The 13,491-nt window shown below is 73.6% G+C and carries 12 protein-coding genes; all 12 read left to right on the forward strand.

Annotation, left to right across the window (positions count from 1 at the left end; all coding sequences use genetic code 11):
- Positions 1-299: 299 nt before the first annotated feature.
- The 12 genes from ACWDCZ_RS08735 (at position 300) to ACWDCZ_RS08790 (ending at position 13,489) form a co-directional block, all read left to right on the forward strand.
- Positions 300-1,055: a phosphocholine cytidylyltransferase family protein gene (locus ACWDCZ_RS08735; protein WP_449815572.1), complete on the forward strand. Its 756-nt coding sequence runs from the start codon at positions 300-302 to the stop codon at positions 1,053-1,055.
- On the forward strand, positions 1,043-2,104 hold the full coding sequence (locus ACWDCZ_RS08740) for an iron-containing alcohol dehydrogenase family protein (RefSeq protein ID WP_049649808.1): 1,062 nt from the start codon (positions 1,043-1,045) through the stop codon (positions 2,102-2,104). The genes ACWDCZ_RS08735 and ACWDCZ_RS08740 overlap by 13 nt, the downstream gene beginning before the upstream one ends.
- Before the next feature lie 91 nt (positions 2,105-2,195).
- Positions 2,196-2,933 (forward strand): CDP-alcohol phosphatidyltransferase family protein, encoded by a 738-nt coding sequence (locus ACWDCZ_RS08745; RefSeq protein WP_049649827.1) that lies wholly within the window; start codon positions 2,196-2,198, stop codon positions 2,931-2,933.
- Positions 2,930-3,829 (forward strand): glycosyltransferase family 2 protein, encoded by a 900-nt coding sequence (locus ACWDCZ_RS08750; RefSeq protein WP_049649807.1) that lies wholly within the window; start codon positions 2,930-2,932, stop codon positions 3,827-3,829. Before ACWDCZ_RS08745 ends, ACWDCZ_RS08750 begins: the two co-directional genes overlap by 4 nt.
- Positions 3,830-3,984: 155 nt before the next feature.
- Positions 3,985-4,926: an ABC transporter permease gene (locus ACWDCZ_RS08755; RefSeq protein ID WP_049649806.1), complete on the forward strand. Its 942-nt coding sequence runs from the start codon at positions 3,985-3,987 to the stop codon at positions 4,924-4,926.
- Entirely contained in the window at positions 4,919-5,728 is an 810-nt protein-coding gene (locus tag ACWDCZ_RS08760) for an ABC transporter ATP-binding protein (protein WP_234348229.1), read from the forward strand. The genes ACWDCZ_RS08755 and ACWDCZ_RS08760 overlap by 8 nt, the downstream gene beginning before the upstream one ends.
- 271 nt (positions 5,729-5,999) lie before the next feature.
- Positions 6,000-6,965, forward strand: a complete 966-nt coding sequence (hpnC, locus tag ACWDCZ_RS08765; protein WP_449815573.1) for a squalene synthase HpnC — start codon at positions 6,000-6,002, stop codon at positions 6,963-6,965.
- A gap of 41 nt (positions 6,966-7,006) precedes the next feature.
- The gene (gene hpnD / locus ACWDCZ_RS08770) at positions 7,007-7,864 is read left to right on the forward strand and encodes a presqualene diphosphate synthase HpnD (protein ID WP_375876312.1); all 858 of its coding nucleotides are present in this window, start codon (positions 7,007-7,009) and stop codon (positions 7,862-7,864) included.
- A 127-nt stretch (positions 7,865-7,991) separates the two neighbouring features.
- Positions 7,992-9,425 carry a hydroxysqualene dehydroxylase HpnE gene (gene hpnE, locus ACWDCZ_RS08775; RefSeq protein WP_380778003.1) on the forward strand — a complete coding sequence of 478 codons (1,434 nt, stop codon included), beginning with the start codon at positions 7,992-7,994 and terminating at the stop codon, positions 9,423-9,425.
- A gap of 209 nt (positions 9,426-9,634) precedes the next feature.
- Positions 9,635-10,723, forward strand: coding sequence for a polyprenyl synthetase family protein (locus ACWDCZ_RS08780; RefSeq protein WP_117492733.1), 1,089 nt, complete (start codon positions 9,635-9,637; stop codon positions 10,721-10,723).
- 64 nt (positions 10,724-10,787) lie between these two features.
- Positions 10,788-12,812, forward strand: coding sequence for a squalene--hopene cyclase (gene shc, locus ACWDCZ_RS08785; RefSeq protein WP_049659813.1), 2,025 nt, complete (start codon positions 10,788-10,790; stop codon positions 12,810-12,812).
- On the forward strand, positions 12,809-13,489 hold the full coding sequence (locus tag ACWDCZ_RS08790; protein ID WP_074004365.1) for a 5'-methylthioadenosine/S-adenosylhomocysteine nucleosidase family protein: 681 nt from the start codon (positions 12,809-12,811) through the stop codon (positions 13,487-13,489). The genes shc and ACWDCZ_RS08790 overlap by 4 nt, the downstream gene beginning before the upstream one ends.
- Positions 13,490-13,491: the final 2 nt, after the last annotated feature.

Here is a 13,491-nt window from a genome sequence, read left to right on the forward strand (position 1 = left end):
TCACGGCCTCCCCGCACCGTCCCGCCGACGGCGCCCGGGCGGATCCGGTGCGGCCCCCGGGCGGCCCGACGGCCGTTCGACGGGCCCTCCGCGGCCGCCCGTCCGCCGCCCCCGGGCAGGGCGGGCGCGTTCTGGCCGGTGGCCCCGGTCGCCTACCATCACATACGACACGGTGCCCGGATCTGTGCCGGCACCGGCGCGCCGCCGCCCGGCCCGGTCGAACACCGGACCGGGGGTCCCGGTGGCGCCGCCGCCCCCGGCACGGCCCCGCGCACAGCACGACGGATCAGGAGACCCGCATGATCGGCCTCGTTCTGGCAGCCGGCGCCGGCCGCCGGCTGCGCCCGTACACCGACACCCTGCCCAAGGCGCTGGTGCCGGTCGACGGGGAACGGACCGTCCTGGACCTCACGCTCGGCAACTTCGCCGAGGTCGATCTGCGCGATGCCGCGATCGTCGTCGGCTACCGCAAGGAGGCGGTGTACGACCGCAAGGACGCCCTGGAGAGCAAGTACGGCGTCAAGCTCCACCTCGTCGAGAACGACAAGGCCGAGGAGTGGAACAACGCCTACTCGCTCTGGTGCGCCCGCGACCTGTTCGCCGAGGGCCTGCTGCTCGCCAACGGCGACACCGTCCACCCGGCCTCCGTCCAGCGCACCATGCTGGAGGGCAACCGGCGCCTGACCGACGCCGGCGCCGCCCCCGGCATCCTGCTCGCCCTCGACACGGTGAAGAAGCTCGCCGACGAGGAGATGAAGGTCGTCGTCGACCCGGCCACCGGCATGCGCCGGATCACCAAGCTGATGGAGCCGGCCGAGGCGAGCGGCGAGTACATCGGCCTCACGGTGATCAACCCGTCCGCCGCCGCCGACCTGACCGACGCGCTGCGCGCCACCTACGAGCGCGACCCGCAGCTGTACTACGAGGACGGCTACCAGGAGATGGTGAACCGCGGCCTGCGGATCGACGTCCAGCCGATCGGCGAGGTCTCCTGGGTCGAGGTCGACAACCACGACGACCTGGCGAAGGCGCGGGAGATCGCGTGCCGGTACTGACCCGACTGGTCCCGTCGCCGCTGTTCGTCGAGATCCGCCCGGGCGCGCTGGACGCGCTCGGCGGCATCCTCGCGGACCAGCGGCTGTCGGCCTCGGGCCGGATCGCGGTCGCGATCAGCAACGGCTCCGGCTCGGCCATGCGCCGCCGCCTGGAGCCGGCCCTGCCCGGCGCCGACTGGTACAACGTGGACGACGGCAGCCTGGACAGCGCGGTGCGGCTGGCCGAGGCGATGCGCGGCGGCCACTACGACGCGATGGTCGGCCTCGGCGGCGGCAAGATCATCGACGCCGCCAAGTACGCCGCGGCCCGGGTCGGCCTGCCGCTGGTCGCGGTCGCCACCAACCTGGCCCACGACGGCATCTGCTCGCCGGTCTCCACCCTGGACAACGACGCCGGCCGCGGCTCCTACGGGGTGCCCAGCCCGATCGGCATCGTGGTCGACCTGGACGTGATCCGGCAGGCCCCGCAGCGCTTCGTGGCGGCCGGCGTGGGCGACGTCGTCTCCAACATCTCCGCGTGCGCGGACTGGGAGCTGTCGCACGCGGTGACCGGCGAGCCGGTGGACGGTCTGGCCGTGGCGATGGCCCGCTCGGCGGGCGAGAACCTGCTGCGGCACCCGGGGAGCACCCAGGACCAGGACCTCCTGACGGCGCTCGCCGAGGCCCTGGTACTGTCCGGCATCGCGATGAACATCGCGGGCAGCACCCGGCCCTCGTCGGGTGCCTGCCACGAGATCTCGCATGCCCTGGACGTGCTGTATCCCAAGCGGTCCGCCCAGCACGGCGAGCAGGTCGGCCTCGGCGCCGCCTTCGCCAGCTTCCTGCGGGGCGAGCGCGAGCTGACCGGTCTGATCGTGGAGCGCCTGGCGAGCCACGGACTGCCGGTGACCGCGGCTCAGATCGGCTTCACCGAGGCGGAGTTCACCGAAGCGGTGCACTACGCTCCGAACACCCGACCGGGGCGCTTCACCATCCTCGAACACCTCGACCTCTCCCCTTCCGCAATCAGGGACGCGTACGCCGACTATGTCCAAGCCGTCAACAGCTGACCCCTCCACCGCGGGCGCCGAACGGCCCCCGGTGGACCTGACCCGCCGGCCCTCGATCGAGGAACTGCGCGCGGTGATCCACCCGGAGGGCATGCTCCAGCGCCGCAGTGCCGAGCACTGGGCCGGTCGCCTGTACATGCGGAAGATCTCGCTGCGGATCACCCGGGTGCTCTCCACCGTGACGGCGATCACGCCCAACGGTCTGACGTACCTGATGATGGTCACCGGCATCCTGGCCGGTGCCGCGCTGGTCCTGCCGGGCATCGCGGGCGCCGTCCTGGGCGCCCTGCTGATCCAGGTCTACCTGCTGCTGGACTGCGTGGACGGCGAGGTGGCCCGCTGGCGCCGGCAGACCTCGCTCACCGGCGTCTACCTGGACCGGGTCGGCCACTACATGTCCGAGGCGGCGCTGCTGACCGGCCTCGGCCTGCGCGCCACCGACCTGCTGCACCGCGAGGGCACCGGGTCGCACTGGGAGTGGGCCTTCCTCGGCACCCTGGCCGCGCTCGGCGCGATCCTGATCAAGTCCGAGACCGACCTGGTGGACGTGGCCCGCGCCCGCAGCGGCCTGACGGCCGTCGAGGACAGCGCCTCGGTGCCGCGTTCGGCCTCCGTCGCCAAGGCCCGTCGGGCGGCCTCCTTCCTGAAGTTCCACCGCCTGGTCGGCGCGGTCGAGGCCTCGCTGCTCATCCTGGCCGCCGGCGTCGCCGACGCCGTGCACGGCGGACTGCTCTTCACCCGGCTCGCGGTGGTCGTCCTGGCCGCGATCGCGATGCTCCAGACCGTGCTGCACCTGCTGAGCATCGTCCTCTCCAGCAGGCTGCGATGAGCGCGCCGGGCACGGCGGAGGACTTCCGCCTCGGTGCCGTGATCATCACCATGGGCAACCGGCCCGCCGAGCTCAACGCCCTGATCGAGGCCGTCCGCGCCCAGGAGGGCCCGGCGGTCGAGCTGGCCGTGGTCGGCCAGGGCGTGGAGCTGCCCCCGCTGCCGGAGGGCGTGCGCACCGTCGAGCTGCCGGAGAACCTGGGCATCCCGGGCGGGCGCAACGTCGGCATCGAGCTGTTCGGCCGGGACGGCGCGGAGGTCGACGCCGTCCTCTTCCTGGACGACGACGGGAACCTGCCGCGCACCGACTCGGCCCGCCTGCTGCGTGAGGCCTTCACCGCCGACCCGGAGCTGGGCATCGTCTCCTTCCGGATCGCCGACCCGGACACCGGTGTCACCCAGCGCCGGCACGTCCCCCGGCTGCGCGCCAGCGACCCGCTGCGCTCGTCCCGGGTGACGACCTTCCTGGGCGGCGCGAGCGCGGTGCGCTGCAAGGTGTTCGAGCAGGCCGGGCAGCTGCCCGCCGAGTTCTTCTACGCCCACGAGGAGACCGACCTCGCGTGGCGCGCGCTGGACGCCGGGTGGGCCATCGACTACCGGGCGGACGTGGTGCTGCATCACCCCACGACCTCGCCCGCCCGCCACGCGAGCTACTTCCACAACGTGGCCCGCAACCGGGTCTGGCTCGCGAGGCGGAACCTTCCGGCCCTGTTGGTGCCTCTCTATCTGGGAACCTGGTTCCTGCTGACCCTGGCCCGCCGCCCCTCCCCGGAGGCGCTGAAGGCCTGGTGGGGCGGGTTCCGGGCGGGCTGGCGCGAACCCTGCGGTGCGCGGCGGCCCATGCGGTGGCGTACCGTCTGGCGACTGACCAGGCTGGGCCGACCTCCGATCATCTGATCACATCTGATGGCATCCGCATCGGATGATCGATCGCTGCGGCCGGTGCCCACACACCGGCCGGCTCCCCCGAGATCCCAGTGGATCCCCATCGGCGCACGACCGGCGGACCCCGCCGACCGGCCGCCCCGACCGATCCCGCGTGAAGGACGAATGTGTCGACAGTGAGTGAACCCGTCAGCCTCTCGGCCCCCAGGGGGGCGGACGCGGGCCTGACCCCCAAGCAGCTTGCGGACAAGTACGGTCTGGCGGTGAGCGGCGCCCGTCCCGGCCTGTTCGCCTACTCCAAGCAGCTCTGGGCCCGGCGCCACTTCATCTGGGCCTTCGCCACCGCCCGCCTGGTGGCCCAGTACACCAACGCCAAGCTCGGCCAGCTGTGGCAGGTGGTGACCCCGCTGCTCAACTGCGCGGTGTTCTACCTGGTCTTCGGCGTGATCCTGGCGAGCAAGCAGGGCTTCCCGGACAACACCTACATCGCCTGGCTGTGCATCGGCGTCTTCGTCTTCCAGTTCACCCAGAACGCGGTGCAGGCCGGCACCCGGGCGATCTCCGACAACCTCGGGCTGATCCGGGCGCTGCACTTCCCCCGGGCCAGCCTCCCGATCGCCTTCACCGTGATCCAGCTCCAGCAGCTGCTGATCTCGATGGTCGTCCTGGTCGTCACCGTGCTCGCCGCCGGCATCACCCCGGGCCGGACCTGGCTGCTGATCATCCCGGCGCTGCTCCTGCAGACGCTCTTCAACACCGGCATCTCCCTGGTGATGGCCCGGCTCGGCTCCCGGACCAGCGACATCTCCCAGCTGATCCCGTTCGTGATGCGCGCCTGGATGTTCCTGTCCGGTGTGATGTTCAGCATCCAGGACAAGATCACGCACTGGCCGCACTACATCCAGACGCTGATGTCGCTCAACCCGGCGTCGATCTACATGGACCTGCTGCGGCACGCCTTCGCGCCGGTCATCTACAACCCGCACCAGCCGGTGCACCAGACCCTCCCGCCGCACCAGTGGGCGTACGGCCTGGCCTGGGGCGTGGGCATGTTCGTCGTCGGATACGTCTTCTTCTGGAAGGCCGAGGAGGAGTACGGCCGTGGCTGACATCGACCTGAGCAACAACGACACCGTCACGGACGCGGACGTCGCCCGCGAGCCCACCGTCGTCGTCGACGACGTGCACATCGTCTACAAGGTGCACGGCGCCGGCTCCGGCAAGGGCAGCGCCACCTCGGCGCTGAGCCGCATCATCAGCCGCAAGCGCGCCTCCGGCGTGCGCGAGGTGCACGCGGTCAAGGGCATCAGCTTCACCGCGTACAAGGGCGAGGCGATCGGGCTGATCGGCTCCAACGGCTCCGGCAAGTCGACCATGCTGGCCGCCATCGCCGGCCTGCTGCCGACCGAGAAGGGCGGCATCTACACCAACGGCCAGCCCTCGCTGCTGGGCGTCAACGCCGCGCTGATGAACGAGCTCACCGGTGAGCGCAACGTCGTCCTCGGCTGCCTGGCCATGGGCATGACCCCGGCCCAGGTGAGGGCCCGCTACCAGGACATCGTCGAGTTCTCCGGCATCAACGACAAGGGCGACTTCATCTCCCTGCCGATGCGCACCTACTCCTCCGGCATGGGCGCCCGGCTGCGCTTCTCGATCGCCGCCGCGAAGACCCACGACGTGCTGCTGATCGACGAGGCCCTCGCCACCGGCGACCAGGCCTTCCAGCAGCGCAGCAAGCGGCGGATCGACGAGCTGCGCAAGTCCGCCGGTACGGTCTTCCTGGTCAGCCACGACAACAACTCGATCCGCGAGGTCTGCGAGCGGACCATATGGATCGAGGCCGGCGAGCTGGTCATGGACGGACCCACCGAGGAGGTCGTGAGCCGCTACGAGCGCGGCGAGCGACCGTAGTCCCCTCACACTCCCGCGGGGCCGGTTCCGGAGCTTCCGGAGCCGGCCCCGCGCCTTTCCCGCCGCCCGGCGCGGAGGCGAGCGCCCGGTGCCCCGGCGGGGCGCTCTTCTCCGGCGCGCCCGGGCGTGTCAGCCTGGTGGTCGCGGGGGCGGTGTGCCGTGCGTGACGCCCGCGCTCGGACGCGTGTCCGAGTCGGACCGGTCGTGCCAAGCGGTGTAGAACGGGGGAGTGACAGCAGTGTCGGCTTCGGCCCAGCCCAGAGATACGCCGGTGAACGGTTCCGCAGGACAGACCCTGGACAAGGCGGGCGCGGAGAACTTCCCCGTCGCCCCGTTCTTCCTGCCCGCGGCCTGGCGCGACGACCTGATGGCGGTGTACGGCTTCGCCCGCCTGGTCGACGACGCCGGCGACGGCGACCTGGCCGACCCGGCCGCCACCGCCCGGCTGCTCGGGGTCGAGCAGACGCCCCCCGCCACCCCTTCGGACCAGTCCGGCCCGCCGGCTCCGCAGGAGACCGCCTTCCGGCTCGCCCTGCTCGACGGACTGGAGCAGGACCTCGACCGGGTCTTCGAGACGGCCCTGCGCACCGCCGGCGGCTCCGGAGCGGACGGCGCGGACCGCCCCCGCCACCCGCTGATGAGCGCGCTCGTCCCGCTGGTCGACCGGCACGGCCTCACCCCCGAACCGTTCCGCCGTCTGATCGAGGCCAACCGGGTGGACCAGACCACCTCCCGCTACGCCACCTTCGACGACCTGATCGGCTACTGCACCCTCTCCGCCGACCCGGTCGGCCGCCTCGTGCTGGCCATCGCGGGCGTCTCCACCCCCGAGCGGACCGAACTCTCCGACGCCGTCTGCAGCGGCCTCCAGGTGGTCGAGCACATCCAGGACGTGGCCGAGGACCTGGCCCACGGCCGGATCTACCTGCCCGCGGAGGACCTGGCCCGCTTCGGCGTCACCGAGGCCGACCTGGCCGCGCCCTCCGCCGACGGCGCGGTGCGCGAGCTGATCGCCTTCGAGGTCGAGCGGGCCCGCACCCTGCTCGACCGCGGCGCACCATTGGTAGGTACGGTTCGGGGGAGGCTTCGACTGCTCCTGGCGGGATTCACCGCAGGCGGCTATGCGGCCCTGGCGGCCGTCGAGGACGCCGGGTACGACGTGCTCGCCCAGCAGGCGAAGCCGGACAAGCGCCGCCTCGCAGCGAAGGCGGCGGCCATCTTCGCGAAGGGAAGGTGAACGCCCGCGTGGCGGCATCACCACTGGCGTCGGCCCAGGTCATGGCGGCGTACCGGTACTGCGAGGCAGTCACCGGACTGCAGGCGCGCAACTTCAGCTACGGCATCCGGTTGCTGCCAGAACCCAAGCGGTTGGCCATGTCGGCCCTGTACGCCCTGGCCCGCCGGGTGGACGACATCGGCGACGGCGACCTCCCGGACGACCGCAAGGCCGAGGCGCTGGTGCGCACCCGGGAGCTGGTGGACGAGGTCCGCTCCGGGGTGGTCGCCGACGACGACACCGACCCGATCAAGGTCGCCCTGGCCGACGCGGCCCGGCGCTTCCCGATCCCGCTCGGCGGTTTCGACGAGCTGATCGACGGCGTCGAGATGGACCTCAAGGGCGCCGAGTACCAGACGTACGACGAGCTGAAGGTCTACTGCCGCTGCGTGGCCGGCGCGATCGGCCGGCTCTCGTTGGGCGTCTACGGCTGCGACGACCCGGAGCTCGGGGCGCGCTACGCGGACACCCTGGGCCTGGCGCTGCAGCTCACCAACATCCTGCGCGACCTGCGCGAGGACGCCCTGACCGGCCGCACCTACCTGCCCGCCGAGGACCTGGTCCGGTTCGGCTGCGAGCAGGGCTTCGCCCTGCCCGAGCCGCCGGTCGGCGCGGACTTCACCGGCCTGGTGGCCTTCGAGGCCGCCCGCGCCCAGGCCGCCTTCGAGGAGGGCCTGCGGCTGCTGCCGATGCTCGACCGCCGCAGCCGCGCCTGCACCGCCGCGATGGCCGGGATCTACCACCGGCTGCTCGGCCGGATCGCCGCCGAACCGGAGTCGGTCCTGCGCGGCCGGGTCTCGCTGCCGGGCTGGGAGAAGGCGTACGTGGCGCTTTCCGGGCTCGCCGGGGGGCGTTCTTGATTCTCGCAACAGTTCTGTCACGCTGTGTCAGCTGGGAATCACGTGCGGGTAGTTCCATGTTGAACAAACGAGGATCTTCTTCAGGGACCGCCCGCGGGCGGTCCACCGACTGCGAGGGGGAGGGCCGATGACCGGGCGAGCCGATGCCGCGCGCCCGGCCGCCGTGGTGGTCGGCGGCGGCCTCGCCGGGATCACCGCCGCGCTGCGCCTCGCCGAGGCGGGCCACCGGGTCACCCTCGCGGAGGGGCGGCCCCGGCTCGGCGGCCTGGCCTTCTCCTTCCAGCGCGGCGAGCTCACCGTCGACAACGGCCAGCACGTCTACCTGCGCTGCTGCACCGCCTACCGCGGCCTGCTGGAGCGCCTCGGCGCCTCCCGGCTCGTCCACCTCCAGGACCGCCTCGACATCCCGGTGCTCTCCGTCACCGGGCCGCCGGAGGCCCCGGTGCGCACCCTGGGCCGACTGCGCCGGGCCGGCCTGCCCGTCCCGCTGCACCTGGCCGGCAGCCTGGCCCGCTACCCGCACCTGTCCCCGGCCGACCGCGCCCGGGTGGTCCGCGGCGCACTAGCCCTGCGAGGCCTGGACCTCGCGGACCCGGCCCTGGACGAGGTCTCCTTCGGCGACTGGCTGCGCCGCAACGGGCAGAACGCCGCCACCCAGGCCGCCCTGTGGGACCTGGTCGGCGTCGCCACCCTGAACGCCCGGGCCGACCAGGTCTCGCTGGCGCTCGCCGGGATGGTGTTCAAGACCGGCCTGCTCTCCGACCCGGGCGCCTCGGACATCGGCACCGCCGCCGTCCCGCTCGGCGTGATCCACCACGACCGGGCGCTCACCGAGCTGGAGCGGGCCGGCGTCCGGGTGCTGCTGCGGTCCCGGGTGGCCGAGCTGAAGCCGGCCGCGCCGCAGCACGCCGTCCGGCTGGAGGGCGGGGAGCTGCTCACCGCCGACACCGTCGTGCTGGCCGGCGCCCAGGACAGCGCGGCCGCGCTGCTGCCGCCGAACGCGGTCCCCGGGCAGGAGCGGCTGGCCGGCTTCGGCACCGCGCCGATCCTCAACGTGCACGTGGTCTACGACCGCAAGGTGCTGCGCCGGCCGTTCTTCGCCGCGCTCGGCTCCCCGGTGCAGTGGGTCTTCGACCGCACCGCGCACTCCGGCCTGGCCGCCACCCCGACGGGCCGGGCCCACCCGGGCGCCCAGTACCTGGCGCTGTCGCAGTCCGCCGCGCAGGACGAGATCGACCTGCCGGTGGCCGAGCTGCGCGGCCGCTACCTGCCCGAGCTGGGCCGGCTGCTGCCGGCCGCGGCCCAGGCCGAGGTGCTGGACTTCTTCGTCACCCGGGAGCGCACCGCGACCTTCGACCCGGCGCCGGGCAACGGGGCACTGCGCCCCTCGGCCCGCACCGAGGTCCCCGGCCTGCTGCTGGCCGGCTCGTGGACGGCCACCGGCTGGCCCGCGACCATGGAGGGCGCCGTGCGCAGCGGCCACGCCGCGGCCGACGCCGCGCTCGCCGCGGCCGGCGCCCGGACGCCGGTGGACCGCGGCGACGGGAGGTGGCCCAGGTGACGGCGGGCCCCGCCGCCGGAGAGCCCGCCAGAGCCGACGGGCGTACCGTCGAGCGCACCGGCGCATCCACCGGGAGCGGCCCGGCCGGCCGTACCGGCACCACCGGCGCTGCTGGAACCACCGGCACCGGCACTCGATTCGACACCAGCCGCACCGACAGCGCCCGGCCGCCCCGTGCGGCCCGGCACCACGAGGAAGAGGGAACGCACGTGGAGTCACGCACCGGCTACGCCGTCGGAGGCACGGCGCACGCCGAACCGGTCTCGGTGCCGGAGCTGCTCGCCCGCAGCCGTACGCTCTGCACCCCGCCGCTACGGGCCGCCGTCGCCCGACTGGCCGCACCCATGGACACCGTCGCCGCCTACCACTTCGGCTGGATCGACCGGGACGGCACCCCGGTGACGGGGGACGGCGGCAAGGCCGTGCGCCCGGCGCTGGCGCTGCTGTCCGCCCGGGCCACCGGCGCGGCGGCCGAGGTCGGCGTGCCCGGTGGGGTCGCGGTTGAACTGGTGCACAACTTCTCCCTCCTCCATGATGATCTGATGGACGGTGACGAGACCCGACGGCACCGGGCCACCGCCTGGACGGTCTTCGGGCCGGCCCAGGCGATCCTGGTCGGCGACGCCCTGGCGACGCTCGGCACCGAGGTGCTGCTCGACGCCGCCGTGACCGGCGGGGCGAGCGCCACCGACGCCGCGCGCGCCGTCCGGCTGCTCACCACGGCGACCCGCCGGCTCATCGACGGCCAGGCCATGGACGTCGCCTTCGAACAGCGCGACAGCGTCACGGTCGCCGAGTGCCTGGAGATGGAGGGCGGCAAGACGGCGGCACTGCTGGCCGCCGCCTCGGCGATCGGCGCCGTCCTGGCCGGCGCCGACGACAAGGTCTCCGACTCGCTCCAGCGCTACGGCCACCACCTGGGCCTCGCCTTCCAGGCGGTGGACGACCTGCTCGGCATCTGGGGCGCCACCGAGGTCACCGGCAAGCCGCACTGGGGGGACCTGCGCCAGCGCAAGAAGTCCCTGCCGGTCGCCGCCGCCCTGGCCGAGGGCGGAGCGGCCTCGCGCCGGCTCGCCGAAGAGCTGGCCGACCCGAAGGGACGCGGGGAGGAGAGCGAGCCCGAGCTCGCCGCCCGTGCCGCCCTGATCGAGGAGGCCGGCGGCCGCGCCTGGACCCGGGAGGAGGCCCGCCGCCAGCACACGACTGCCCTCGCCGCCCTGGACGAGGTGCCCATGACCGACGAGGTGCGGGAGCACTTCGTCGCACTCGCCGAATTCGTGGTGGTACGAGAGAGGTGACGTTACGTTGACAGCAACCGCGGACGGCCGGCTCGACCCTGAGTACGATTCCGAGCCGGTCGCGGTGGGCGACCGCCCCCCGGCCCTGCTGGGCACGGGGCGGTGGCAGCCCGAGGACACCGACCAGCCGCGGCCGGCCGGTGAGACGGACCACGGACCGGCCGACGCGCGGGAGGCCCTGGCCCGCGCCACCACCCACCTGCTCTCCCTGCAGTCGTCCGAGGGCTGGTGGAAGGGCGACCTGGAGACCAACGTCACCATGGACGCCGAGGACTTACTGCTCCGCCAGTTCCTGGGAATCCGCACCGAGGAGCAGACCCGCGCCACCGCCGAATGGATCCGCTCCCAGCAGCGCGAGGACGGCACCTGGTCCACCTTCCACGGCGGGCCGCCCGAGCTGTCCACCACCGTCGAGGCGTACGTCGCCCTCAAGCTGGCCGGGGACGACCCGGAAGCCCCGCACATGCTGGCCGCCGCGCGTTACGTCCGCTCCGCCGGGGGCATCGCGGCCGCCCGGGTGTTCACCCGGATCTGGCTCGCCCTGTTCGGCTGGTGGCCCTGGGAACGGCTGCCCGAGATGCCGCCCGAGATCATCTTCCTGCCCAGGTGGCTGCCGCTGAACATCTACGCCTTCGGCTGCTGGGCCCGCCAGACCATCGTCCCGCTGACGGTCGTCTCCTCCCACCGCCCGGTCCGTCCGGCGCCCTTCCCGCTCACCGAGCTGCACACCGACCCGAACGACCCGTACCCCCACCGGCCGCTCGCCCCCGCCACCACCTGGGACGGCCTGTTCGAACGCCTCGACAAGGCGCTGCACGCCTACCACCGCCGGGCCTTCCGCCCGCTGCGCCGACTGGCCCTCTCGCAGGCCTGCCGCTGGATCGTCGAACGCCAGGAGGCCGACGGCTGCTGGGGCGGTATCCAGCCCCCCGCCGTCTACTCGCTGATCGCCCTGCACCTGGAGGGCTACGAGCTGGAGCACCCGGTGATGAAGGCCGGACTCTCCTCCTTCGACCGCTTCACCGTGCACACCGAGGACGGCAAGCGCTGGCTGGAGGCCTGCCAGTCCCCGGTCTGGGACACCTGCCTGGCCACCATCGCCCTGGTCGACGCCGGGGTGCCGGCCGACCACCCGGCGCTGGTCTCCGCCGTCGACTGGATGCTCGGCGAGGAGATCCGCAAGCCCGGCGACTGGACCGTGAAGCGGCCCGGGCTCGCCCCCGGCGGCTGGGCCTTCGAGTTCGAGAACGACACCTACCCCGACATCGACGACACCGCCGAGGTGGTGCTCGCGCTGCGCCGGGTCGCCCACCCCGACCCGGCCAAGGTCGACGGCGCGGTGGACCGGGGCGTGCTGTGGAACCTCGGCATGCAGTCCAAGAACGGCGCCTGGGGCGCCTTCGACGTGGACAACACCAGCACGCTGCCCAACAAGCTGCCGTTCTGCGACTTCGGCGAGGTGGTCGACCCGCCGTCCGCCGACGTCACCGCGCACGTGGTGGAGATGCTCGCCGAGACCGGCCGCTCCCGCGACCCCCGGACCCGGCGCGGCATCGAGTGGCTGCTGCGCAACCAGGAGGCGGACGGCTCCTGGTTCGGCCGCTGGGGCACCAACTACATCTACGGCACCGGCTCGGTGCTGCCCGCCCTGGTGGCGGCCGGCGTCCCCGACGAGCACCCGGCGATCCGCCGGGCGGTGCGCTGGCTGGAGGACCGGCAGAACGCCGACGGCGGCTGGGGCGAGGACATGCGCTCCTACGACGACCCGGCGCGCTGGGCCGGGCGCGGCGACTCCACCGCCTCGCAGACCGCGTGGGCGCTGATGGCGCTGCTCGCGGCCGGCGAGGGGCCCAAGGACCGGGCCAACCCGGCGGTGGAGCGCGGCGCGGAGTGGCTGGTGCGCACCCAGCTGCCCGAGGGCACCTGGGACGAGCCGCAGTTCACCGGCACCGGCTTCCCGTGGGACTTCTCCATCAACTACCACCTGTACCGGCTGGTCTTCCCGGTCACCGCGCTCGGCCGCTACCTCAACGGCGCCCCGGGCACGATCCGGGCCGACGGAACCCCGGCGATCGGGACGGCGCGGTGACCACCGCGCCCCTGCTGGTGCTCTGCGCCCTGGGCCCCGAGGTCTGGGCCCTGCGCGGCGGCGACTGGCGCGGTGCGACCGGGGGGTCCCCGGTGCTGGTGCGCACCGGGGTCGGCCGGCGCCGCGCCGGGCTGGCCGTCCGGCGCCTGCTCGGCTCCGCGCCCAGCGGCTACGGCGCCGTGGTGGTGGCCGGCTTCGGCGCCGCGCTCGGCCCGGGCGTCCTGCCCGGCGACGTGGTCGCCGCCGACGGCGTGCGCGATGCCGAGGGCCACCTGTACCCGCTCGACTCCGGCGCGGAGCTCACCCGGGCGCTGAAGGAGCGCGGCCTGACCGTGCACACCGGCGTGCACCACACCGCCGACCACGTGGTGCGCGGCATCGAACGGCGGGCGCTGCACCTCCAGGGCGCGCTCGCCGTCGACATGGAGGCCGCTGCCGTCCTGGCCGCGCTGCGCGAGGTCCGGCCCGTGCTGCCGGCGGCCGTTCTGCGGGTGGTGGTGGACACGCCCGAGCACGAGCTGCTGCGGCCCGGCACCCTCCCGGCCGGGGTGCGCGCCTGGCGGACCCTGCGGGCGACGGTACCCGCCCTCGTCGACTGGTACCGGCAGGAGCGCGCGCCCGGCTCCGTAGACCTGAACCACCCCACATCCTCGACGCTCCCCCAGGAGGCGAGCTAGCC

The sequence above is a fragment of the Kitasatospora sp. NPDC001225 genome (genome assembly GCF_053597855.1).